Raw genomic sequence first — 21117 nt, 5'->3', positions numbered from 1 at the left:
TATTTGAACACGGATGCCGAGGGCGATTCGCGTTCATCGTCACACTATATGAAATAGCACTGTAACAGACCGGAATTATATGTGAAGAGCATCACAAAATAACGCGATATCGTTCACAAATTCGCTAAAGAAGCGGCTGAAGATCGCGGGTGCGGCAAGCACCCGCGTTGCTAGAGTATAGGCGGAGTCCCGCGATCGGTCGCGCCGTCGCGGGCTCCGGGATGGCTTACAGCGCCAGGAAGAAACCAGCGATGGTGGCGCTCATCAGGTTGGACAGCGTGCCCGCCGCCACGGCCTTCAGACCGAAACGCGCGATGTCGTGGCGACGGTTGGGCGCCATGCTGCCCAGACCGCCCAGCAGGATCGCCACCGAGGAGAGGTTGGCGAAGCCGCACAGCGCGAAGGAGATGATCGCCTTGGTGTGGGCCGACAGCACCTGCAGGCCTTCCGCCGCCACCACGTCGTCCGGACGCAGATAGGCGCCGAAGTTCATGTAGGCAACGAACTCGTTGACGATGATTTTCTGGCCGATAAACGAACCGGCGGTCATCGCCTCGCTCCACGGCACGCCGATCAGGAAGGCGATCGGCGAGAACACCCAGCCGAGGATCAGTTCAAGCGACAGCTGCGGATAATCGAACCAGACGCCGATACCGCCGAGAATACCGTTAAGCAAGGCGATCAGCGCGATAAACGCCAGCAGCATCGCACCGACGTTCAGCGCCAACTGCATGCCGGAAGCCGCGCCGGAAGCCGCCGCGTCGATCACGTTGGCCGGACGATCTTCTTCGGCGATCAGCTTCATCGCATCGTCTTTATCGTGGGTCTGCTCGGTTTCCGGCACCATCAGCTTGGCGAACAGCAGCCCGCCCGGCGCGGCCATGAAGGACGCGGCGATCAGGTATTCCAGCGGCACGCCCATCTGCGCGTACCCTGCCAGCACCGAACCGGCTACCGAGGCCAGGCCGCCGCACATCACGGCGAACAGCTCTGACTGGCTCATGGTGGCGATATACGGACGCACCACCAGCGGCGCTTCGGTCTGGCCAACGAAAATGTTGGCGGTCGCCGACAGCGATTCAGTGCGCGAGGTGCCCAGCAGCTTGTGCAGGCCGCCGCCCAGAACGCGGATCACCAACTGCATGATGCCGAGGTAGTACAGCACCGCAATCAGCGAGGAGAAGAACACGATCACCGGCAGAACGCGCAGCGCGAATACGAAGCCGCCGCCGCCGAACACCTCGAACATCTTGTCGGACACCAGCCCGCCGAAAATGAACGAAATGCCCTGATTGCCGTAGGCGATAACGTTTGCCACGCCGTTAGACATACTGCCGAGGATGCTGCGGCCCAGCGGCACGTACAGCACCAGCGCGCCGATGCCGATCTGGATGATGAACGCCCACACGACGGTGCGCAGTTTAATGGCCCGGCGGTTGCTGGAGAGCAGCACCGCAATGGCGATCAGCACCGCCATACCGACCAGACTCATGATGAGTTGCATGCAAAGTTTCCCTGTTGCAAAAAATAAAGTACATCCCTGCTCATGAAGAGAGGTCTGCTATTGGAGTGTTTCGGGGGGGATTATACTGAGCGAGGTCACCCTCGCACCGATTTATGTCACAAATGTATACAACGAGACGCAAATGAAAATCTTATAACGTGACGCAGGTCACGTTATAACCCCATCAATCCGGCATGGCGAACAGTGCCTGAGTATTGCGTTGCAGGTGGGCGGCGATCTCGTCGGCCGGTTCCGGCCGCAGCTCGCACAGCGTTTGAAACACCTCGGCGGCGCGTTCGGGGCGATTCGGCTGCCCCTGATAGCCGGCCAGCGGCATGTCCGGCGCATCGGTCTCCAGCAGCAGCGCCTCGAGCGGCAACTGCGCCATCACGCCGCGCGTTTTCTGCGCCCGCTCATAGGTGATGGTGCCGCCCACGCCGATGTAATAGCCGAGGCGGATAAAGGCCTGCGCCTGCGACAGGCTGCCGGCGAAGCCGTGCACCACGCCGCGACGCGGCAACTGCATGCGCCGCAGCGCCGCGGCCAGCTGATCGTGGGTGCGACGCGAATGGAGGATCACCGGCAGGTCATGCTGTTTCGCCAGCTTCAGCTGGGCCTGCAGCACGCTTTGCTGGCGCTCGAACTGCGGGTTGTCCATATACAGATCGAGTCCGATCTCCCCCACCGCCACCAGCTTGCGCGGCCGTTCGGCCAGCAGCGTCGCCAGCTGGTCCAACTGCGGCTCATGATGCTGCGCGATATACAGCGGGTGCAGTCCCAGCGCGGCGAACAGCGGCGCGTGATCCTGCGCCAGCCGCAGCACCCGGGCAAAGCGATCGGCGGTGACCGTCGGGACGATGATGCGCTGCACGCCGGCGCTTGCCGCCCGCGTCAGGCTCTCGGCCTCATGCCCGGTAAAGGGCGGAAAATCGAAATGGCAGTGAGTATCGGTAAAGGCGTAACTCACAGCGCGCCCCCTTCACCCGGCGGCAGATCGCCCGGCAGGATGATTTTCGGCGCCGCTACCGCGGCCTCCGGCTGCGCCGCCCGCTCGGTGGGCATGGCGATGTCGGTCACGATCGGCGAAGGCATTCTGACGTTCTCCGGCTGGATCAGGCGGCGCGACAGCGCTTTTCGCACCTTCATGCCGTCGGGCTCCTGCTGCGCCATCCACTGGCCGACGGTGGCCAGGAAGTAGCGGCCGCAGCGGCGCCCCAGGTGATAATCCTGATTGAGCGCCCCCAATCGGCTGCCCAGCGCATTGCTGGCCAGCGGCTTCGGTGGGAAGATCTCGAAGATGCGCAGCTTGCCCGGCGGCTTTTCGATAAAGCGCTGGATGCGGTGATAGCTTTGCTCGTGATGCTGCAGGATGCGCACCATCTGTTGCAGGCTGCTGTCGCTCAGCCAATGCTCCATACGCTTCATCCACTGCGGGGTGTAGTACATTTGCGAAGGCACGGTGCGGATCACTACGATGGTGTCGGCGCCGCGACGATAGGCCTCTTCCACCGGGATCGCATCGCTGATGCCGCCGTCCTGATAGCTGACGCCGTCCAACTCCACGCCCTGACGGTAGAAGCCGGGAATGGCGCTGGACGCCTTGATGGCCGGCAGCCAGCGTTCGCGCTGCGCCGGCAGGTAGGTCGGCTCAAAGTCATCGCTGCGGCAGGCGCACAGCAGGAACTCGCGCCCGTCGGTAAAGTGCTGTTCCGCCACGTCCATCGCCAACGGCATCTGCGCCGCCGCCGTATCGACCAGCCAATCGAGATCGATCAGATGCCCGCCGCGCACGAAGCGCAGCGGATTGAAGAACTGGGCCGAGGTGGTGTAACGGGTAATCACCCGACGCGCGTATCCCACCTGCCCGCAGATATAGGCGGACAGATTCTGGGCGCCGGCCGACGTGCCGATCAGCAGATCGAAAGGGTTAAAGCTCGCGCGCTGAAACTCGTCCAGTACGCCGGCGGTGAAAATGCCGCGCTGGCCGCCGCCTTCGCAGACCAGCGCCATCTTACCTGGCCGAAAGGGTTTAGACGCCAGCGGTTCTATATTGCCGAGCGTGATGGGTATTCTGTATCCCAACTTGACATCCTCAGTGAGACGTTTTCTCCGAGGATACCGCGTCTCGCTCTCTTCCGTAATCCTCTTGCAGTACGCCGGCGAGGAAATCGTTGCTGCCGGCCAGCCAGGCGCAATCGCTGCCGGACCATTCGGCCCACGCCTGCCATACCTGGCCTTTCAGCTGTTTCCAGCGCCCGACGATGATGTCGCTGTTCATGGCCGGCCCTCCCCGACGTGAGAAAAGGAGTTAAGCTTTGTTACAGTTTACGGGAAAATGCCGGCCGGCTAAGGGCGCCGACGGCCGGTGAACAGGCTGACCAGGAACAGGATGATACCGACGACGAACACGATTTTAGCCGCCCAGGCAGCAGTACCCGCCAACGAACCGAACCCTAACGCCGCAGCGATAAGCGCGATAACTAAAAAGATAATGCCCCAACGAAACATAAGCTTCTCCTTACCATTGTGAAAAATTCGCTGCTGCCTACCGCCCCGACAACGGGACGTCGGCGGCAAATCAGTTTCTTTTTTTGGTGGTACATGCCGGACCGCCTTCACGGCCCGGCAGATGCGGCTTGTTGTTGCTTGTTACGGGCGCCTGGCGGGGGTTACTGCTTGACCACCAGGTCGTTTTTCACGCTTTTCACGCCGTCGATGGCCTTGGCGATGCTTTCCGCACGTTCAGACTGCGCCTGCGTTTTCACCTCACCGGAAAGCTGCACCACGCCATCGGTGGTTTCCACTTTCACATTGCGCGACGGCACGATGTCATCGGCCAACAGCTTGGCTTTCAGCTCGCTGGTGGTGGCGGTGTCGCCGGCATACGATTTGATCGACTGGTTGGCTTCATCTTTCACATGCAGCTTGTCGCTGACGGTCTTGACGCCTTCCACCTTACCGGCGACCGCGACCGCATGCTCCGCCTGCGCCTGGCTGCCGACGAACCCGCTCAGGATCACGGTGCCTTTTTCGGTTTTCACCGAAATGTCAGAACTTTTGATGGTCTTATCTTCCACCAACGCACTTTTAACTTTAGCCGTTATCGCGCTGTCATCCATGTAACCGTCAACTTTTTTCATGGAGCTATCGATTTTGGCACCGGCACTATCCGCGGCGTTAGACGCCTTGTTGAGCAGACTGTCTTCAGCCAGCGCACTGCCGCTTACCAAAACAGAACCCAATACGACAGCCATCAGCGAGTGTGCAAATTTGGTCTTTTTCATCGATCTCTTCCTTTTGTTGGGGGCTCTCGACGCCAGAGCGCCGGAACCCTGCGGCCACCTTCACGCGGCCTTCTCGGTAAATACTTCATCATCGCTATACGATTAAGCGTTCACGACAGGAGTATTGCAACGGCCGTGCCAACTCAAAAAACACCTTAAAAATCAAAGAAAAAAATTCAGAAGTCGAATTTTTAGCCAAAAAACTGTCGCCTATTGGCGACAGGCTAAGTTACATAAAACTGAAATATAGCTATATCATTGATATTTAAAGATACTGACTGTCTCCTATCGGCAACACATCAGAATAACTCACCAAACAAACAGCGTATTACAGTGATTTACTCTCAAGCAATGTGCGGACATCTCGTTAAAGATAGACCATCAGACGGAAAACGCAGGCCGAACGAACATCGCCTGGCGATAGCGGTTCGCAGGATAAAATATGAGGAAGATTTATTAATTAGCGCAGTGAGGATAGGAGAAGCGTGCAGGGCGCACTGGGCGCCCTGCCGAGCGATCAGTGTTCGCGGGTTTTGCGGAAGGTCACGTCAGGATAGCGTTCCTGCGTCAGGTTGAGGTTCACCATGGTCGGCGCGATGTAGGACAGGTTGTCCCCGCCGTCCAGCGCCAGGTTGATCTCGTTCTTGCGCTTGAACTCTTCGAACTTCTTCACGTCGTCGCACTCGACCCAGCGCGCGGTCGACACGTTGACCGATTCGTACAGCGCTTCCACGTTGTACTCGCTCTTCAAACGCGCCACCACCACGTCGAACTGCAGCACCCCGACCGCGCCGACGATCAGATCGTTGTTGGCGATCGGACGGAACACCTGTACTGCGCCCTCTTCAGACAGCTGCACCAGCCCCTTCAGCAGCTGTTTCTGCTTCAGCGGATCGCGCAGGCGAATGCGACGGAACAGCTCCGGCGCGAAGTTCGGAATACCGGTGAACTTCATGTCTTCACCCTGGGTGAAGGTATCGCCGATCTGAATGGTGCCGTGGTTGTGCAGGCCGATGATGTCGCCCGGGTAGGCTTCTTCCACGTGCGAACGGTCGCCGGCCATAAAGGTCAGCGCGTCGGAGATCACCACGTCTTTGCCGGTGCGCACCTGGCGCAGCTTCATGCCCTTCTCGTAGCGGCCGGACACCACGCGCATGAAGGCCACACGGTCGCGGTGTTTCGGATCCATGTTGGCCTGGATCTTGAAAACGAAGCCGGTGAATTTCTCTTCCGCCGCCGTCACTTCGCGGGTGTCGGTTTTGCGCGGCATCGGCGCCGGCGCCCAGGCCACCAGACCGTCCAGCATGTGATCCACGCCGAAGTTACCGAGTGCGGTACCGAAGAACACCGGGGTCAGCTCGCCGCTCAGGAAAGCCTCCTGATCGAACTCGTGGGAAGCGCCTTGCACCAGCTCCAGCTCATCGCGCAGCTGCGCCGCCAGATCTTCACCCACCGCCGCATCCAGCTCCGGGTTGTCCAGGCCTTTGACGATGCGCACTTCCTGGATGGTGTGGCCTTTACCGGTCTGATACAGGTAGGTTTCATCCTTGTACAGGTGGTAAACACCCTTGAACAGCTTACCGCAGCCGATCGGCCAGGTGATAGGCGAGCAGGCGATCTTCAGTTCGCGCTCGACTTCATCCATCACTTCCATCGGATCGCGGATGTCGCGGTCCAGTTTGTTCATGAAGGTCAGGATCGGCGTGTCGCGCAGACGGGTGACTTCCATCAGCTTACGGGTACGATCCTCAACGCCCTTGGCGGCGTCGATCACCATCAGACAGCAGTCGACGGCGGTCAGGGTACGGTAAGTATCTTCGGAGAAGTCTTCGTGCCCCGGGGTATCCAGCAGGTTAACCAGGCTGTCGCGGTACGGGAACTGCATCACGGAGGTGGTGATCGAGATCCCACGCTGCTTTTCCATTTCCATCCAGTCGGATTTGGCGTGCTGGCTGGAGCCACGGCCTTTTACCGTACCGGCAGTCTGGATCGCCTGTCCGAAGAGCAGCACTTTTTCGGTAATGGTGGTTTTACCGGCATCGGGGTGCGAGATGATGGCGAAAGTTCTTCTTTTGGAGACTTCGCGGGCAAATTCACTAGGAGACATGGTTTTCAGGTTCTACGGTTAGTCCGCCCTGCGACATCATCAGAACGCGCCGATCGCGGCGCCGGGCAAAGCGGTGAATAAAAGATAACGGCCGGGCATTTTCGCCGATTTGCCAATCGGTGACAATCAATGCTTTTACCGGCCGGGCGGATTACCCCAGCGGCAGCGCCATCACGATCGCGTCTTCGCGGCCGTGGGCGCTCGGGTAATAATTGCGGCGCACGGTGACCTCGTTGAAACCGAGATCTTCATACAGTGCTATCGCCGCCTGGTTGGAGGCGCGCACCTCCAGCCACAGCGTCACCACGCCACGGCTCTCCAGCTGTTCAATCACCGCGTTGAGCAGCAGGCGGCCAAAGCCCCGGCGCTGGTGCTGCGGATGAATGGCGATGTTGAACAGCGTAGCTTCGTCCAGCACGATCTGCGTGATGGCAAACCCCGCCATCTCCCCATCGGCGCTCAGCTTCAGGTTAAGGTAGCGATCGCCCTGATTGCTGGCAAAGGTGGTTTCCGTCCAGGGGAAAGCGTGGCTGGCTTGCTCAATGTTGAAGGCCGTGGCCAGGTCGGCCGCCGTCAGGGTAGAAATCGTGTTCATGATGACAAATCTGCTGCCAGAGGGCACGTTTGGCCCCCGCGTCTTGGGAAAGCTCGGCCAGCGCCGGGCTGTGTAGCTGCGCGCCGGCGACCGCGAGCGGTTCCGTCACGCCCAGCCGCCAACTGTTGCATGCGGTCTCTTCAGGCAGCATCGCCACCTGTTCCGGCGTCAGGCTGTAGGTTTGCGCCGGCGTCAGCCCCAGGCTACGCAGCACGTCGCAAAACAGCGGATCGTCGGGCGCGGGCAGCGTCTGCGCCACCACCAGCAGGCGCGTCTCGGGCGGCAGACTGACCGCCACTTCGCCCTGCAACACGCTCGGGCGGCGCAATGTCCACTGCGTAATACCCAGTTGTTGTAACAGCCAGTCGCGTTTTGATGCCATGCCGATTCCTACCCGTTGTGGTGCGCCATGCCTGCCATGCGCCGCGCTATGCTAACAAACCCGCGCACCCCGCGCCAACAAACCCGTCGAACATATCGCCACAAAGCTCTATAATCCCCGGTCTCATTTCCAGGAGCCAATATCTGATGTCTGCATTAACCCCCGCCAGTGAAGTCATGCTGCGCCACAGTGATGAATTTATCGAACGCCGCGTGCTGTTTGCCGGCGACCTGCAGGACAGCCTGCCGGCCCAATTCGAGGCCGCGGACGTGCGCGTCCACACTCAGCAATACCATCACTGGCAGTTACTGAACCGGACGATGGGCGATAACGTGCAGTTCGGTTTGACCGTCGATCCCGCTTTCGTCGCCAACTGCGACACGCTGGTTTACTACTGGCCGAAGAGCAAGCAGGAAGCGCAATTCCAGCTGTGCAACATCCTGGCGCTGCTGCCGGTGGGCGTAGACGTGTTCGTGGTCGGTGAAAACCGCAGCGGCGTGCGCAGCGCCGAGCCAACGCTGGAAGGCCACGTCACGCTGGTGAAAATCGACAGCGCGCGCCGCTGCGGCCTGTATCACGGCCGCCTGGACGCGCAGACCGAGTTCGACCTGAACGACTGGTGGGACAGCTATCAGCTGCACGATCTGGAAGTGAAAACGCTGCCGGGCGTGTTCAGCCGCGACGGCCTGGACGTCGGCAGCTCGCTGCTGCTGTCTACGCTGGAAAAACACATGAAAGGCAAGGTGCTGGACATCGGCTGCGGCGCCGGCGTCATGGCCTCGGTAATGTCCAAGCTGTCGCCGAAGGTGAAACTGACCCTCAGCGACGTCAACGCCGCCGCGGTGGAATCCAGTCGCGCGACGCTGGCCGCCAACGGCATCGAAGGGGAAGTGATCGTCAGCAACGTTTACTCCGACATCACTGGCCGTTTCGACATGATCATCTCCAACCCGCCGTTCCACGACGGGCTGCAGACCAGCCTGACCGCCGCCGAAACCCTGATCCGCGGCGCGGTGAAGCACCTGCCGATCGGCGGCCAACTGCGCATTGTCGCCAACGCCTTCCTGCCATACCCGGACATTCTGGACGCCACCTTCGGCAGCCACGAAGTGCTGGCGCAGAACGGCCGCTTCAAGGTATACCAGGCGACCGTCGGCCGTCCGCCGCGCGCGCCGAAGAAGAAATAATTCGCCGTTGGCGGAAAACGACAGAGCGCGGCCTGCAGGCCGCGCTTTTTTTTAACCGTTGATGTAGGTCATCGACTCCGCGCCGTAGCGATCGCCGGCCGCCGCACTCAGCGGGAACACCGCTTCAATCGCCGCCAGCTCAGCCGCGCTCAGCGTTATCTCCGCCGCCGCGACGTTCTCTTCCAGGTAACGACGGCGCTTGGTGCCGGGGATCGGCACGATGTGTTTCCCCTGCGCCAATACCCAGGCCAGCGCCAGCTGCGAAGGTTTGACACCCTTCTGCGCCGCCAGCTCCCCCACCTTCTCCACCAGCGCCAGGTTGCGGGTGAAGTTTTCCCCCTGGAAGCGCGGGTTGCCGCGGCGGAAATCGTCCTCGGCCAGATCCTCCGGCCGCCGGATAGCGCCGGTAAGGAAACCGCGCCCTAACGGACTGTAAGGCACAAAGCCGATGCCCAGGCGCTCACAGGCCGCCAGCACGCCCTGCTCGGCATCGCGCGTCCACAGCGAATACTCGGTCTGCAGCGCGGTGATCGGATGTACCTTGTGCGCCCGCTCCAGCGTGGCGACCGACGCCTCGCTCAGGCCGATATGGCGGATCTTGCCTTCGCGGATCAGATCCGCCATCGTGCCGACGACGTCCTCGATCGGCACCTGCGGATCGACCCGGTGCTGATAATAAAGATCGATCTCCTCCACGCCCAAGCGCCGCAGGCTGCCCTCGACGGAGCGCCGGATATACTCGGGCCGGCTGCTGACGCCGCGCGCCGAAGGATCCGCCGGATCGCGCAGGATGCCGAACTTGGTGGCCAGGAACACCTGTTGCCGCTTGCCCTTGATCGCTTCCCCCACCAACTCTTCGTTGGTGTGCGGGCCATACATGTCGGCGGTGTCGAGCAGCGTGACGCCCAGCTCCAGCGCCCGGTGCAGCGTAGCGATGGCTTCCTGCCGATCGGCGCCGGTGGAGTAGAAGTCGCTCATGCCCATGCATCCCAAACCCAGGGCGGAGACGACGGGGCCGTGGGAACCGAGTTTACGTTGTTGCATTGTGCTGCCCTCATGCGGTGAATGGATAACGCAGCAAAGTCTGGTTGTTTACGCGACAAAGATAAATAATGCAGATTGCACATCACTGTTCAAAAATCACCAACAATACGGAGTGGACATGGATCAGGTTCAAGCCATGCGCATTTTTACCCGCATCGTCGAACTGGGCAGCTTCAGCCGGGCGGCCGAACGCCTGCAGCTGCCGCGCGCCACGGTCAGCAACGCGCTGAAACGGCTGGAACAGCGGCTGGGCGTGCGCCTGCTGATCCGCACCACTCGCCAGGTGCAGGTGACCAGCGAAGGCAGTCTCTACTATCAACGCTGCGTGCAGTTGCTGGGCGCACTGGAGGAGGCGGACACGCTGTTCAGCCACCATAAGCTGCAGCCGTCCGGCAAGGTGCGCATCGATATGCCCCATTCGCTGGCGCGCCAGATCGTCATTCCGGCGCTGGACGACTTCTACCGGCGCTATCCCGACATCACGCTGGCGCTGGGTGCCAACGACACCCACGTCGATCTGCTGCGCGAAGGCGTGGACTGCGTGCTGCGCGCCTGGGAAACCGAAGACGACAGCCTGGTGGCGCGGCGCATCGCCCAGCTGCCGCAGATCACCTGCGCTTCCCCCGCTTATCTGCAGGCCCACGGCACGCCGCTCGACATCGATAGCCTGGCGCCCCACCGCGCGGTGGGGTATTTTTCCCTGGCCAGCAACCGCGATTACCCGCTGGAGTTCTGCCGCGGCGGCAAGCTGGAACTGCGCGAACTCCCCGCCCGGCTGAGCGTCAGCGGCGCCGACGCTTACATCGCCGGCGCACGTGCCGGCATGGGGTTGATTCAGGCGGCGCGCTATTCGCTTGCCCCTTGGCTGGAACAGGGCGAACTGGTGGAAGTGCTGGCGGAAACGCCGCCTCCGCCGATGCCGATTTACATCATGTATCCGCCCGGCCGTTTCCTGGCGCCGCGGGTCAGAGTGTTGATTGATTGGCTGATTTGGCTGTTTGACCAGCAGAAAAGCGGTGATATGGCTGTTTTTCCAGCAAACGCCCGCAAAGCGGGGAAATAACTGTTGACGTGCCCGCCAAAATCTCTAGAATTCGCCTCCGTGGTAACGTTACTCCGGTAATGTTTCTGGTACGCGAAGGTGGCGGAATTGGTAGACGCGCTAGCTTCAGGTGTTAGTGTCCTTACGGACGTGAGGGTTCAAGTCCCTCTCTTCGCACCAAATAACCACATGATTTATATTGCACTCAGCATCGATGCGAAGGTGGCGGAATTGGTAGACGCGCTAGCTTCAGGTGTTAGTGTTCTTACGGACGTGAGGGTTCAAGTCCCTCTCTTCGCACCACGCTGGCGACGTAATATAAATCAAAGCAACAACATCGACTGTGCGAAGGTGGCGGAATTGGTAGACGCGCTAGCTTCAGGTGTTAGTGTCCTTACGGACGTGAGGGTTCAAGTCCCTCTCTTCGCACCAATTGATGATCTCTCCGGTAGTTCCTTCGAAAAAATCCCAACGCATTGATGATAAACACGCCTAAGCGTGGTTTTGCCGTTTCCGGCGTTTACGCGAAGCTGAAGTTCAGGCTGATTGCCGCCAGGCCGCCCGCCAGCGCCATGCAGGAAGGCAGCAGAAGATAGTGACGCAGCCGGCTGTTGAACAGCATCACCAGCGTGGCCAGCATCGCTATCACAATCAGGGTGCGCAGCTGCATCATATTCAGATCGATCAAGGCCAGCAGCGGCATCAGCGCGCACGGCAGCAAAACCCCCCAGGCGCTGGCCAAGCGATCGCCGAGGCACCAGCTGACGCCCCACAGTCCACACGCGGCAATCATGGCGGTGAGCATGATAACTCCCTTTAAGTGATAATGATAACCAATATCATATAACACTTTTTTGGCCGCCGCATCATTTTCACTGCGCTGACCAAACCCAGATGACACCAGCATGAAAAAATGATAATTTGACATAAGAAAATTCCTAGTCCTGTTTGCATGATAATAATCACAATCCTCAACCATGCAATTCAAGTGGATATTCGCGCCAAAGGAATGCTTCTCAACCTTAATTATTCGACAGAACGACTTTGCAAAGAGTGACCTCCGTATGAACGCCCGTTCTTATCAGGAATTACTGAACAGCAAGCAGCGCCTGGCATTATTTCTTTTTCTGATAATGAATGCCGCCTCTTCCGTATTTACATTATTGCTCCCTTTTAGGGATACGCCCGCATTTACCCTACCTTTATTATGTATACCGCTATTTTGTCTGGTAGCGGCGCTATTGTCCCTGCAAACGCCACGCAAATACTTGTGCAAACTCAACCTGTTCGCCGGCGTGCTCGGTCTGCTGTGGGCCGCCCATACTTACGTTAAAAGTCAATATTGCCTACCGAATAACCAAGATTTTTTATTAATTAGTTTGTTTAGCATCTTTTTTATCAGCGCTATTTCTCTGACGGATAACTTTACCGCCTTTTGTTTACACGCCGTGCCTTCCGCAATGGTAATCCTGGCTTTAGACGGCATGCATAATACCCTGCGGATATTATTCACCACGCTATTACCTATTATCGCTTTCTCCATCCACCACCTGATGTTGAAACGCAGTGAAATCTTTACTCACGCGCTGGTGGCCAACCTGTATAACGAGCGAGATAAATTCAATAATTTGAGCATGATCGATCCTCTGACCGGCCTTTATAACCGGCGCGGGCTGGAGAATAAGATCACGATGCTGCTGGAACCGCAAACCGGCCACCATTACGTGCTGTTGCTGGATATCGACCACTTCAAGGTCTATAACGACAGCTACGGCCACGCCATGGGCGATCGGGCGTTGGTGCAGGTGGCGGTCGCCATCCGCGATGCGGTGCGTTCGCGCGACATCGTGGTGCGCTACGGCGGGGAAGAGTTTTTGGTGCTGCTGACCAACGTGCACGAAGGCTACGCGGCGCAGCTGGCCGAGCGGGTGCGCCAACGGGTGGCGGAACTGAACATCCCACACGGCGCCAGCCCGCAGCACAGCGGCACGCTGACGCTCAGCGCCGGCATCTCCGCGCTGGAAAAGCTGGACGTCGAATCGGCGATCGGCGCGGCCGACGCCGCGCTCTATCTGGCAAAGCACAGCGGCCGCAACAATATCCAGCTGGCACAAAACGTCCAGCCCGCCCTGCTGCAGCCGCAGGAATAAATACCCTGTCCGGTTAAGCGGCCGTTGGCCGCAAGCCGTTCAGCAACAGCGTCAAACCGGCCAATGCCTGCTCCAACGCAGTCTTCTCATCCTGCTGATTCGCGATCCAAAGCGCGGCATCCATCAGGCCGCCATTGATTAAATGCGCCAATACCTCAGGTGCGGTCGTCGCGATAGTCCGCTGTTCCATCAACTTTTGCAGCATATTCGTCATGGAGGCGATACATTGCAACCTGCTGGCCTGAAGATGTTCCGCCCCCAATACGGAAGGTGAGTCACGCAATAAAATGCGCTGCACTTGCGGTTCAATCGTCATCGCCAGATAGGCGCGACAGCGCCCGGCGAAAGCGCCCCACTCATCGGGCGCGCTGGCGGAAATTGCCGCCAGACGCGCGTCCATCTCGGCGTCAATTTCTTGCACGACGGCCAAAAATAAACCTTTCTTGTCGCCAAAGTGGTGCGCGCCATCCTGGCCATGCCGTCGATGCAGATCCTGGTGCTGGCGCTGATCGCTCTGGGTACCATCGTCGGCACCGTGGACGTTATCAGCGTGGCCTTCGCCGAGCAGCAAGGGCAGCCGGCCGCCGCCAGCATCGTGCTGTCGGTTTACGCGTTCGGCTCCTGCCTGGCCGGGCTGATTTTCGGCGCAATTAAGATCCCCGTCCCCTTGCCTCGTCTGTTCTTATACGCGGCATTCGCCACCGCCTTCACCACCCTGCCGCTGCTGTGGGTGCACAATGTCTTGACGCTGGCGGCGGCGATGTTTGTCGCCGGATTGTTTTTTGCGCCGACCATGATCGTTGCCATGGGGCTGGTTGAAAACATCGTGCCGCCCGCCAGACTGACGGAGGGGTTGACCTGGATGGTCACCGGCCTGGGGATAGGCGTGGCGCTCGGCGCCGCATTGGCGGGCCTGGCGATCGATGCCATAGGGATAACGGCCGGCTTCAGCGTCACGCTCACCGCCGGGCTGATCGTGCTGCTGGTGGCGGCAGGCGGCTACCGCTTAATGCGGCGAACGCTGGCCTTGAAAGGGGCGTGAATCGCCCGCGCTAAGCGGTTTCCCAAATCGCCCTGCCCTGCCAGCGCCGTTCGATCGCCGCCAGGAACAGTTTCACCTTGGGGGAGAGATGGCGTCGGCTGGGATAGACGGCGCAGATCGGCGGCCCCGGGCGACAATAGCGCTCCAGCACCGGCACCAGCGTGCCGGCCGCAATCTGCTCGCCGACCAGAAACGCCCCCACCTGGCACAGGCCGGCCCCGGCGACGGCCGCATCCCGCAAGGCCTCGACGTTGTTGAAACGCATCCGGCCGCGCACCGGCTGTTCGTGCAGTTGGCCGTTGACCAAATAGCGCCAGGGCGCCGGCAGCCCCTGATGGCTGAAGACCAGCGTCTCGTGCTCGCCCAGCGCCTCCGGTTTTGCAGGCGTACCGTGCCGCGCCAGATAATCCGGCGCCGCGCAGGTGATCAGGCGATGCGGCGCGAGCACCCGCCGCACCAGCCGGCTGTCGTCGCTGCCGCCGACGCGGACAGCCACGTCGATGCCGTCGCGCACCAGATCGCTGTACTCATCGGAGAAGCTGACGTCGGCGTCCACCTCCGGCCACTGCGCCAAAAACTCCCGCAGAATCGGCAGGATATGCAATCGCCCCAACGAGACCGGCAGATCCAGCCGCAGCCGCCCGCGCGGCGTTTGCCGCCGCGTATTCAGCGCCGTTTCCGCCTCTTCGGCCTGCGACAGGATGCGCTGCGCATACTCGTAAAACACCGCGCCGTCTTCGGTCAGGCTGACGCTGCGCGTGGTGCGCTGCAGCAGCCGGGTGGCCAATCGCTCCTCCAACCGGTTCACGCATTTGCCCGCCGCCGATCGGGAAATGCCCAGCCTCTCGGCCGCCAGCGTGAAGCTGCAGGCGTCGGCGACGCGAATGAACACCAGCAGGTCGGTCAGGTTATCCAACGGCATAGACGGTAAATTAGCCACGATATGTCCCCAATGTTGCGCATTCAGACCAGTTTATCAGCCATTTTGGCGCGGATACACTGAGGCTCTTCATCGGTTGGGAGAGTCATTATGAGTGCCTTACACGCCGGCGGCGGCGCAAAACCCTGGCTGGCGACTTTCGCTATCGCCCTGTCCACCTTTACCGTCGTCACGGCAGAAATGCTGCCCGTCGGGCTGCTGACTCCGATCGTCAGTACCCTGAATGCGACGATCGGCCGCGCCGGATTACTGGTTTCCCTGCCCGCCCTGTTTGCCGCGCTGTTCGCCCCGCTGGTGGTGCTGGGTGCCCGGCGCACGGATCGCCGCAGCCTGCTGATCGCCTTTCTGCTGCTGCTGATCGCCGCCAACCTGCTGGCCGCCGCCGCCACCTCCATGGCGCTGCTGTTCACTGCGCGCATCCTGCTGGGCTTTTGCATCGGCGGTATCTGGGCCATCGCAGGTGGGTTGGCGGAACGTCTGGTGCCGCCGACTTCCGTAGGATTGGCGCTGTCCGTCATCTTCAGCGGCGTAGCGGCAGCCTCGGTGTTCGGCGTGCCGCTCGGGGTATTCCTCGGCGAAGCGCTGGGCTGGCGCATGGCGTTTCTGGCCGTCGCCGTCCTCGCGGCGCTGACCCTGCTCCTGCTGCTGTGCGTGCTGCCGCCGCTGCCGGTCACGCAGACGGTGAGCTGGCGTTTATTCACCGCGCAGCGTGCGAATCGCCGGCTGCTCCTCGGGCTGCTGCTGACGTTTCTGCTGGTCGCCGGCCACTTTATGGCCTACACCTTTGTCCGCCCGCTGCTGCAGACGGTCGCCGGCATCGAGGGCCGCTGGGTGGGGCCGCTGCTGTTCGCCTACGGCGCCGCCGGTATCGTCGGGAATTTCATCGCCGGCCAGGCCGCGGCCAAACGGCTGCGCCGCACCCTGGCGCTGATCGCCCTCGGGCTGGCGCTCGCCGTCCTGCTGCTGCCGCTGCTGGGCCACGCGCCGCTGAGCGGCAGCGCCTTCCTCCTGCTGTGGGGCATCGCCTACGGCGGCGTTTCCGTTTCGCTGATGGCATGGATGCTCAAGGCGGCCCCCGATGCGGTCGAGGTCGCCTCTTCGCTGTATATCGCGCTGTTTAATCTGGCGATTTCCTGCGGTTCACTGGCGGGCGGGCTGGTGGTGGACGCCGGAGGCTTGACGATAAACGGCGTGCTGTCCGGCATCGTGCTGCTGCTGGCGTTGGCGATCCTGATGCGAACCCGCCCACAGGCGCTGACAACGGCGGCGAAGGCCGATTCGCCGCCGGGTTGAATCAGGCGCGGCGCTGCCGCAGGCCATAGACCAGCACCACCGCGAAGCACAGCAGCGGCAGCAGATAAGAGAGCGCGGTGCTGTAACGGTCAGCCAGCGCCCCCATAAAGTACGGCATGATGGCGCCGCCGACGATCGCCATGATCATAAAGGAACTGGCGCGCTTGGTGTGTTTACCGAGGTTTTTCACCCCCAGGGCGAAAATGGTCGGGAACATGATCGACATAAAGAAGAACACCGCGATCAGCGCCACCACCGACACCCCGTCAACGCTCAGCATCACCACGCCGCACAGCGCGATGTTGATCAGCGCATAGGCCGCCAGCAGCGTCGCCGGCTTGACTCGCCCCATCAACCAGGTGCTGAAGAAGCGCCCGACCATAAAGCAGATCATGGCGATCGACAGCAGGTAAGAGGCGCTCTGGTTAGACACCTCGCGCCAGTGCTCGGTGGCGTAGTTGATGAAAAACGCCCCTACGCCCACCTGCGCCGCCACGTAGAAGAACTGCGTGATAACCCCGCCGACGAAATGCGGATGCTGCCACAATCCCTGCGCTATCATGCCATGCACCGGTTTTTCCTCTTCGCGGATCGCCGGCAGCCGGGTGCGGCTGAACAACAGCGCGATCAGCAGCACCAGCACGGCGATCGCCACATAGGTCATCTTCACCGCGCTCTGATCGCCGCCGCCGGCGGACTGGCTGGCAGAGAAGAACAGCGTGCCGCCGATCAACGGGCCGATAAACTGCCCGAGGCCGTTGAACGACTGGGCCAGGTTGAGCCGCCGTTCGGCGCCCTGCACGTCGCCCAACACCGTGGCGTACGGGTTGGCGGCCGTTTCCAGGCAGCCCAAACCGCTGGCGATAACGAACAGCGCGAACAGGAACACGCCGAAGCTGTTGGCCGACGCCGCCGGCACGAACAGCAGCGCCCCCAGCGCATACAGGCACAGCCCGACCAGAATGCCCGCCTTATAGCCCTTGCGGTCCATAAAGTACCCGGCGGGCAGCGCCACCAGGAAATAGGCGCCGAAATAGGCCGCCTGCAACAAACCCGACTGCGCCTTGGTAACGTGCAACGTCTCCTGAAAATGTTTGTTTAATACGTCCAGCAGGCCATAGGACAGCCCCCACATGAAGAACAGGCTGGTGACCAGGATAAAGGCCCAGCGCAGATTGGCGGTCACGGCGACGCCCGGCTGCGCGGAGGCCGCACTTTTTTCAGCAAGCATGGTGATACCCTCGTATCGTCTGGCGATGATGATGTTGGCGTTATTGCTGTTGCAGAGAAAATATCCGCGCCATTTCCACCCATTTTTCGCCCTGCGGCGTCCAGGGGGTGGCGGCCTGGTAGTGCCACATCAGCGCTTCCCATCGCTGTACTTCGGGGTTGTTCAGGCTGGCGGCGTCAAAACGCGCGGCGTCGAAATCGGCGCTGACCTCCACGACCATGAACAGCCGGGTGCCCAACCGGTAAATCTCCATGTCCAGAATGCCGTGCTCACGCAAATGCGCGGCGATGCCCGGCCAGATGCGCTGATGATGCTGCTGGTACTCCGCAATCAGCGCCGGTGAGTCGATCAGATCGAGCGCCTGGCAGAAACGGCGCCGCCCTGCCGCCGCGCCGCTCACGTCAGCGCCCGATCGAGATGCAGGTAGCCGCCGTCCACAGACAGCCACTGCCCGGTGGTGTGCGACGACCGCGACGACAGCAGAAACGCCACGGTGTCAGCGATCTCCTGCGGCGTGGTCATGCGCTGCCCGAGCGGAATGCGCGCGGTGATTTTCTCCATCTGCCGCTGCGGCTCGGCAAAGGTGTTGAGCCAACGCTGGTACTGCGGAGTGATCACCTCCGCCGGCACCACCGCGTTCACCCGCACGCCGTCATGGCGCAGCGACACCGCCCATTCACGCGTCAGCGCCAGCACCGCGCCCTTGGCGGCAGTGTAACCGCTGGTGCCGCCCTGGCCGCTGAGCGCGGTCTTGGAGGCGATATTGACGATGGCGCCCCGGCTCTCCTGCAGCGCCGCCTGGCACAGGTGTGCCATCAGGTAGTAGTGCACCAGGTTCTTTTCCAGCGAGCCGACGAACGCTTCGCGCCCTGCCTCCAGCCCGACGCCATCGTTGACCCCGGCGTTATTCACCAGCCCGTCGATGCGGCCGAAGGCCGCCAGCGTCTGGCTGACCGCGCGGCGGCAGGCCGCCTCGTCGCACAGTTCGGTGAGGATCACCTCGGTGCGCGGCTGCAGCCGCTGCAAATCGGCCAGCAGCGCCGCTTCCGGCTCGGCGTTAGTGACCAGCACCGGGATCGCGCCTTCTGCGGCCAGCACATGAGCAATCGCCGCGCCGATGCCGGCACCACCGCCAGTGACCAGCACCACCTTATCTTGCAGATACAGATCCATAACCAGACTCCGTTAAACCGTAAATTCGCCGGGCGGTGTCGCCCCAAATCGCCGCTTGTTCGGCGGCCCCCAGCGTCAACAGCGCCCGTTCGCACAGTTGCACCACCTGGCGGTAGTCGCCGGCCAGCAGGCACACCGGCCAGTCGGAGCCGAACATCAGCCGCTGCGGGCCGAACGCCTCCAGCGCGGCGTCGAAAAACGGCAGCAGTTCTTCCGCCCGCCACCGGCCACCCGGTGCCTCGGTGATCAACCCCGACAGCTTGCAGGCCACGTGCGGCAGCGCCGCCAGCGGCCGGATTTGCTGCGCCCAGTGCCGCACGCCGCGCGCGATGTCCGGCTTGCCGAAATGATCCAACACCAGCCAGTGCTCATCGTGGCGGGTGGCAAACGCCGCCGCGGCCGCCAGATGCCGGTGCGTCACCAGGATCTCGTACACATACCCGGCGCGCTGCAGCGTTTGCATGCCGCGTTCCACCTCCGGCCGCGCCAGCCAGGCCGCCGGATCCGCTTCGTCCTGCACCTGATGGCGCACCCCGCGCAGCGCGCCGTAAGGCCGCAAGGCCTCCAGACGCTGCGCCAGCTGCGGCGCGGCGATATCCAGCCAGCCCACCACGCCGCATACGCACTCGCACTGTTCAGCCAGCGCCAGCAGGGCCAGCGTCTCGTCCTCGCTCGGGCGCGCCTGCACCGCCAGCGCGCCGTCGAACCCCTGTTCCTGCAACAGCGGCCGCAGCCGGGGCGGATCGAAATCCTGCCGCAGCACGCTCATCCGCTCGTCGATCCACGGATAGTGCTGGGGGCGATAGCGCCAGTAGTGCTGGTGAGCGTCAATGCGCGGCATGCGATCCTCCCGCCTCACCCGCGGAACCGATACTGCGCGATCGAAGACGGATGCATCTCGATCGAATAGCCGGGACGGCTCGGCGGCATGTAGGCCGCACCGTTGATCACGCAGGGATCGACAAAGTGTTCATGCAAATGATCGACGTACTCGATCACCCGGCCTTCGTGGGTGCCGGCGATGCACAGGTAGTCGATCATCGACAGGTGCTGCACGTATTCGCACAGCCCGACGCCGCCGGCGTGCGGGCAGACCGGCAGCTGGTATTTGGCCGCCATCAGCATCACCGCCAGCACTTCGTTGACGCCGCCGAGGCGGCAGGCGTCGATCTGCACCACGTCTACCGCGCCGCGCATGATGAACTGCTTGAACATGATGCGGTTCTGACACATCTCACCGGTGGCCACCTTGACCGGCGCCACCCCTTCGCGGATGCGGCGATGGCCTTCCACGTCGTCCGGGCTGGTCGGCTCTTCGATAAACCAGGGTTTGGCGAACGCCAGATGCTTCACCCACGGAATGGCTTCGTCCACCTCCCACACCTGGTTGGCGTCGATCATCAGCCGGCGATCCGGGCCGATCACCTCGCGGGCGATGCGCACCCGGCGAATGTCGTCTTCCAGATCGCGCCCGACCTTCAGCTTCAGGTAGGAGAAACCGGCGTCGACCGCTTCCTGGCACAGGCGGCGCAGCTTGTCGTCCGGATACCCCAGCCAGCCGGCGGAGGTGGTGTAGCAGGGATAGCCTTCCTGCAGCAGCCGCACCAGGCGCCGTTCTTTGCCCTCGGCCCGCTGTTTCAGCAGCGCCAGCGCTTCCTGCGGCGTGATGCAGTCGGTGATGTAACGGAAGTCGATGCAGCGCACCAGTTCCTCCGGCGTCATCTCCGCCACCAGCCGCCACACCGGCTTGCCGACCGATTTGGCCCACAGATCCCACACCGCATTGACCACCGCGCCGGTCGCCAGGTGAATGGCCCCCTTGTCCGGCCCGATCCAGCGCAGCTGGCTGTCGCTGGTGAAGCGCCGCCAGAAGGCGCCCATGTCGGCGGCGATCGTCTCCAGCCGCTCACCGACGATCTGATGCTCCAGCGCGCGGATCGCCGCGCAGCAGATCTCGTTGCCGCGGCCGATGGTGAACGTCAGCCCGTGGCCGCTGAGATCCGCGCGATCGGTCTCCAGGATCACGTAGGCGGCGGAATAGTCGGGATCCGGATTCATGGCATCGGATCCGTCCAGCCCCAACGAGGTGGGGAAACGAATGTCTTCAACCCGCAGTGCGGTAATGGTGGTCATGGCGGCGCTC

22 protein-coding genes, 3 tRNA genes and 1 pseudogene are annotated in these 21117 nt (G+C 61.7%); 8 read left to right on the top strand and 18 right to left on the bottom strand.

Going from position 1 to position 21117, the window contains the following annotated elements; translation table 11 throughout:
* Positions 1 to 226: 226 nt before the first annotated feature.
* The 9 genes from C3F38_RS05310 to C3F38_RS05270 all read right to left on the bottom strand — a co-directional run bounded on the left by C3F38_RS05310 (position 227) and on the right by C3F38_RS05270 (position 7872).
* Positions 227 to 1504, bottom strand: a complete 1278-nt coding sequence (locus tag C3F38_RS05310) for a NupC/NupG family nucleoside CNT transporter (RefSeq protein ID WP_055317173.1) — start codon at positions 1502 to 1504, stop codon at positions 227 to 229.
* A 184-nt stretch (positions 1505 to 1688) separates the two neighbouring features.
* A complete protein-coding gene (locus tag C3F38_RS05305; RefSeq protein WP_038878486.1) occupies positions 1689 to 2471 on the bottom strand; it encodes a TatD family hydrolase in 783 nt (260 codons plus the stop codon).
* The gene (locus tag C3F38_RS05300) at positions 2468 to 3586 is read right to left on the bottom strand and encodes a patatin family protein (protein WP_038878484.1); all 1119 of its coding nucleotides are present in this window, start codon (positions 3584 to 3586) and stop codon (positions 2468 to 2470) included. The genes C3F38_RS05305 and C3F38_RS05300 overlap by 4 nt, the downstream gene beginning before the upstream one ends.
* 10 nt (positions 3587 to 3596) lie before the next feature.
* Positions 3597 to 3782 carry a stress response protein gene (locus C3F38_RS05295; RefSeq protein WP_025305210.1) on the bottom strand — a complete coding sequence of 62 codons (186 nt, stop codon included), beginning with the start codon at positions 3780 to 3782 and terminating at the stop codon, positions 3597 to 3599.
* Between the two features lie 68 nt (positions 3783 to 3850).
* Positions 3851 to 4012 carry a DUF1328 domain-containing protein gene (locus C3F38_RS05290; protein WP_004857650.1) on the bottom strand — a complete coding sequence of 54 codons (162 nt, stop codon included), beginning with the start codon at positions 4010 to 4012 and terminating at the stop codon, positions 3851 to 3853.
* 161 nt (positions 4013 to 4173) lie between these two features.
* The gene (gene osmY, locus C3F38_RS05285) at positions 4174 to 4788 is read right to left on the bottom strand and encodes a molecular chaperone OsmY (RefSeq protein ID WP_038878482.1); all 615 of its coding nucleotides are present in this window, start codon (positions 4786 to 4788) and stop codon (positions 4174 to 4176) included.
* Between the two features lie 517 nt (positions 4789 to 5305).
* On the bottom strand, positions 5306 to 6895 hold the full coding sequence (gene prfC / locus C3F38_RS05280) for a peptide chain release factor 3 (protein WP_038878480.1): 1590 nt from the start codon (positions 6893 to 6895) through the stop codon (positions 5306 to 5308).
* Between the two features lie 151 nt (positions 6896 to 7046).
* Positions 7047 to 7490, bottom strand: a complete 444-nt coding sequence (gene rimI / locus C3F38_RS05275; RefSeq protein WP_038878477.1) for a ribosomal protein S18-alanine N-acetyltransferase — start codon at positions 7488 to 7490, stop codon at positions 7047 to 7049.
* Positions 7435 to 7872 carry a DNA polymerase III subunit psi gene (locus tag C3F38_RS05270; RefSeq protein ID WP_025305206.1) on the bottom strand — a complete coding sequence of 146 codons (438 nt, stop codon included), beginning with the start codon at positions 7870 to 7872 and terminating at the stop codon, positions 7435 to 7437. The genes rimI and C3F38_RS05270 overlap by 56 nt, the downstream gene beginning before the upstream one ends.
* 146 nt (positions 7873 to 8018) lie before the next feature.
* On the opposite strand from C3F38_RS05270, the gene rsmC reads away from it, so the two are divergent.
* Entirely contained in the window at positions 8019 to 9059 is a 1041-nt protein-coding gene (gene rsmC / locus C3F38_RS05265; protein ID WP_038878472.1) for a 16S rRNA (guanine(1207)-N(2))-methyltransferase RsmC, read from the top strand.
* A 51-nt stretch (positions 9060 to 9110) separates the two neighbouring features.
* On the opposite strand, the gene C3F38_RS05260 is transcribed toward rsmC, so the two are convergent.
* Complete coding sequence (locus tag C3F38_RS05260) at positions 9111 to 10103, bottom strand: aldo/keto reductase (RefSeq protein WP_055312695.1); 993 nt, start codon at positions 10101 to 10103, stop codon at positions 9111 to 9113.
* A 118-nt stretch (positions 10104 to 10221) separates the two neighbouring features.
* Between C3F38_RS05260 and C3F38_RS05255 the strand changes: the two genes are divergently transcribed.
* The 4 genes from C3F38_RS05255 (at position 10222) to C3F38_RS05240 (ending at position 11577) form a co-directional block, all read left to right on the top strand.
* A complete protein-coding gene (locus C3F38_RS05255) occupies positions 10222 to 11166 on the top strand; it encodes a LysR family transcriptional regulator (protein ID WP_055317758.1) in 945 nt (314 codons plus the stop codon).
* A gap of 72 nt (positions 11167 to 11238) precedes the next feature.
* Positions 11239 to 11325, top strand: a tRNA-Leu gene (locus C3F38_RS05250).
* 36 nt (positions 11326 to 11361) lie between these two features.
* Positions 11362 to 11448 (top strand) — tRNA-Leu (locus C3F38_RS05245).
* A 42-nt stretch (positions 11449 to 11490) separates the two neighbouring features.
* Positions 11491 to 11577 (top strand) — tRNA-Leu (locus C3F38_RS05240).
* 88 nt (positions 11578 to 11665) lie between these two features.
* On the opposite strand, the gene C3F38_RS05235 is transcribed toward C3F38_RS05240, so the two are convergent.
* On the bottom strand, positions 11666 to 11950 hold the full coding sequence (locus C3F38_RS05235) for a DUF1435 domain-containing protein (RefSeq protein ID WP_048233751.1): 285 nt from the start codon (positions 11948 to 11950) through the stop codon (positions 11666 to 11668).
* A 259-nt stretch (positions 11951 to 12209) separates the two neighbouring features.
* Between C3F38_RS05235 and C3F38_RS05230 the strand changes: the two genes are divergently transcribed.
* The gene (locus tag C3F38_RS05230; protein ID WP_038878463.1) at positions 12210 to 13295 is read left to right on the top strand and encodes a GGDEF domain-containing protein; all 1086 of its coding nucleotides are present in this window, start codon (positions 12210 to 12212) and stop codon (positions 13293 to 13295) included.
* 13 nt (positions 13296 to 13308) lie between these two features.
* On the opposite strand, the gene C3F38_RS05225 is transcribed toward C3F38_RS05230, so the two are convergent.
* The gene (locus C3F38_RS05225) at positions 13309 to 13716 is read right to left on the bottom strand and encodes a hypothetical protein (RefSeq protein WP_341533158.1); all 408 of its coding nucleotides are present in this window, start codon (positions 13714 to 13716) and stop codon (positions 13309 to 13311) included.
* 39 nt (positions 13717 to 13755) lie between these two features.
* On the opposite strand from C3F38_RS05225, the pseudogene C3F38_RS05220 reads away from it, so the two are divergent.
* A pseudogene (locus tag C3F38_RS05220) lies at positions 13756 to 14337 on the top strand (MFS transporter); the annotation flags it as partial.
* Positions 14338 to 14347: 10 nt separating this feature from the next.
* On the opposite strand, the gene C3F38_RS05215 reads toward C3F38_RS05220, so the two are convergent.
* Complete coding sequence (locus C3F38_RS05215; protein ID WP_038878460.1) at positions 14348 to 15259, bottom strand: LysR family transcriptional regulator; 912 nt, start codon at positions 15257 to 15259, stop codon at positions 14348 to 14350.
* Between the two features lie 108 nt (positions 15260 to 15367).
* Here C3F38_RS05215 and C3F38_RS05210 point away from each other — a divergent pair, with 108 nt between their 5' ends.
* Positions 15368 to 16570, top strand: a complete 1203-nt coding sequence (locus tag C3F38_RS05210) for an MFS transporter (protein ID WP_047729042.1) — start codon at positions 15368 to 15370, stop codon at positions 16568 to 16570.
* 1 nt (position 16571) lies between these two features.
* On the opposite strand, the gene C3F38_RS05205 is transcribed toward C3F38_RS05210, so the two are convergent.
* Genes C3F38_RS05205 through C3F38_RS05185 form a run of 5 tightly spaced genes read right to left on the bottom strand, consistent with a single transcriptional unit; the run spans position 16572 to position 21107 of the window.
* The gene (locus C3F38_RS05205; RefSeq protein ID WP_055317117.1) at positions 16572 to 17801 is read right to left on the bottom strand and encodes a sugar MFS transporter; all 1230 of its coding nucleotides are present in this window, start codon (positions 17799 to 17801) and stop codon (positions 16572 to 16574) included.
* A gap of 40 nt (positions 17802 to 17841) precedes the next feature.
* Positions 17842 to 18201 carry an L-rhamnose mutarotase gene (locus C3F38_RS05200; protein ID WP_055317118.1) on the bottom strand — a complete coding sequence of 120 codons (360 nt, stop codon included), beginning with the start codon at positions 18199 to 18201 and terminating at the stop codon, positions 17842 to 17844.
* On the bottom strand, positions 18198 to 18974 hold the full coding sequence (locus tag C3F38_RS05195; RefSeq protein ID WP_055317119.1) for an SDR family oxidoreductase: 777 nt from the start codon (positions 18972 to 18974) through the stop codon (positions 18198 to 18200). Before C3F38_RS05195 ends, C3F38_RS05200 begins: the two co-directional genes overlap by 4 nt.
* Complete coding sequence (locus C3F38_RS05190; RefSeq protein WP_055317120.1) at positions 18952 to 19815, bottom strand: amidohydrolase; 864 nt, start codon at positions 19813 to 19815, stop codon at positions 18952 to 18954. The genes C3F38_RS05195 and C3F38_RS05190 overlap by 23 nt, the downstream gene beginning before the upstream one ends.
* 14 nt (positions 19816 to 19829) lie before the next feature.
* Positions 19830 to 21107 (bottom strand): L-fuconate dehydratase, encoded by a 1278-nt coding sequence (locus C3F38_RS05185; protein ID WP_055317121.1) that lies wholly within the window; start codon positions 21105 to 21107, stop codon positions 19830 to 19832.
* Between the last annotated feature and the right edge of the window lie 10 nt (positions 21108 to 21117).

Source organism: Serratia sp. SSNIH1, assembly GCF_002935055.1.
GTDB lineage: Bacteria > Pseudomonadota > Gammaproteobacteria > Enterobacterales > Enterobacteriaceae > Serratia > Serratia nevei.
This window is presented reverse-complemented; position numbering and strand designations above follow the sequence as displayed.

Coding starts and splice junctions, on each gene's coding strand:
- C3F38_RS05310 (WP_055317173.1), bottom strand. CDS start 1,504: ATGCAACTCATCATGAGTCTGGTCGGTATGGCGGTGCTGATCGCCATT.
- C3F38_RS05295 (WP_025305210.1), bottom strand. CDS start 3,782: ATGAACAGCGACATCATCGTCGGGCGCTGGAAACAGCTGAAAGGCCAG.
- C3F38_RS05290 (WP_004857650.1), bottom strand. CDS start 4,012: ATGTTTCGTTGGGGCATTATCTTTTTAGTTATCGCGCTTATCGCTGCG.
- osmY (WP_038878482.1), bottom strand. CDS start 4,788: ATGAAAAAGACCAAATTTGCACACTCGCTGATGGCTGTCGTATTGGGT.
- prfC (WP_038878480.1), bottom strand. CDS start 6,895: ATGTCTCCTAGTGAATTTGCCCGCGAAGTCTCCAAAAGAAGAACTTTC.
- rimI (WP_038878477.1), bottom strand. CDS start 7,490: ATGAACACGATTTCTACCCTGACGGCGGCCGACCTGGCCACGGCCTTC.
- C3F38_RS05270 (WP_025305206.1), bottom strand. CDS start 7,872: ATGGCATCAAAACGCGACTGGCTGTTACAACAACTGGGTATTACGCAG.
- rsmC (WP_038878472.1), top strand. CDS start 8,019: ATGTCTGCATTAACCCCCGCCAGTGAAGTCATGCTGCGCCACAGTGAT.
- C3F38_RS05260 (WP_055312695.1), bottom strand. CDS start 10,103: ATGCAACAACGTAAACTCGGTTCCCACGGCCCCGTCGTCTCCGCCCTG.
- C3F38_RS05255 (WP_055317758.1), top strand. CDS start 10,222: ATGGATCAGGTTCAAGCCATGCGCATTTTTACCCGCATCGTCGAACTG.
- C3F38_RS05235 (WP_048233751.1), bottom strand. CDS start 11,950: ATGCTCACCGCCATGATTGCCGCGTGTGGACTGTGGGGCGTCAGCTGG.
- C3F38_RS05230 (WP_038878463.1), top strand. CDS start 12,210: ATGAACGCCCGTTCTTATCAGGAATTACTGAACAGCAAGCAGCGCCTG.
- C3F38_RS05215 (WP_038878460.1), bottom strand. CDS start 15,259: ATGCCGTTGGATAACCTGACCGACCTGCTGGTGTTCATTCGCGTCGCC.
- C3F38_RS05210 (WP_047729042.1), top strand. CDS start 15,368: ATGAGTGCCTTACACGCCGGCGGCGGCGCAAAACCCTGGCTGGCGACT.
- C3F38_RS05205 (WP_055317117.1), bottom strand. CDS start 17,801: ATGCTTGCTGAAAAAAGTGCGGCCTCCGCGCAGCCGGGCGTCGCCGTG.
- C3F38_RS05195 (WP_055317119.1), bottom strand. CDS start 18,974: ATGGATCTGTATCTGCAAGATAAGGTGGTGCTGGTCACTGGCGGTGGT.
- C3F38_RS05190 (WP_055317120.1), bottom strand. CDS start 19,815: ATGCCGCGCATTGACGCTCACCAGCACTACTGGCGCTATCGCCCCCAG.
- C3F38_RS05185 (WP_055317121.1), bottom strand. CDS start 21,107: ATGACCACCATTACCGCACTGCGGGTTGAAGACATTCGTTTCCCCACC.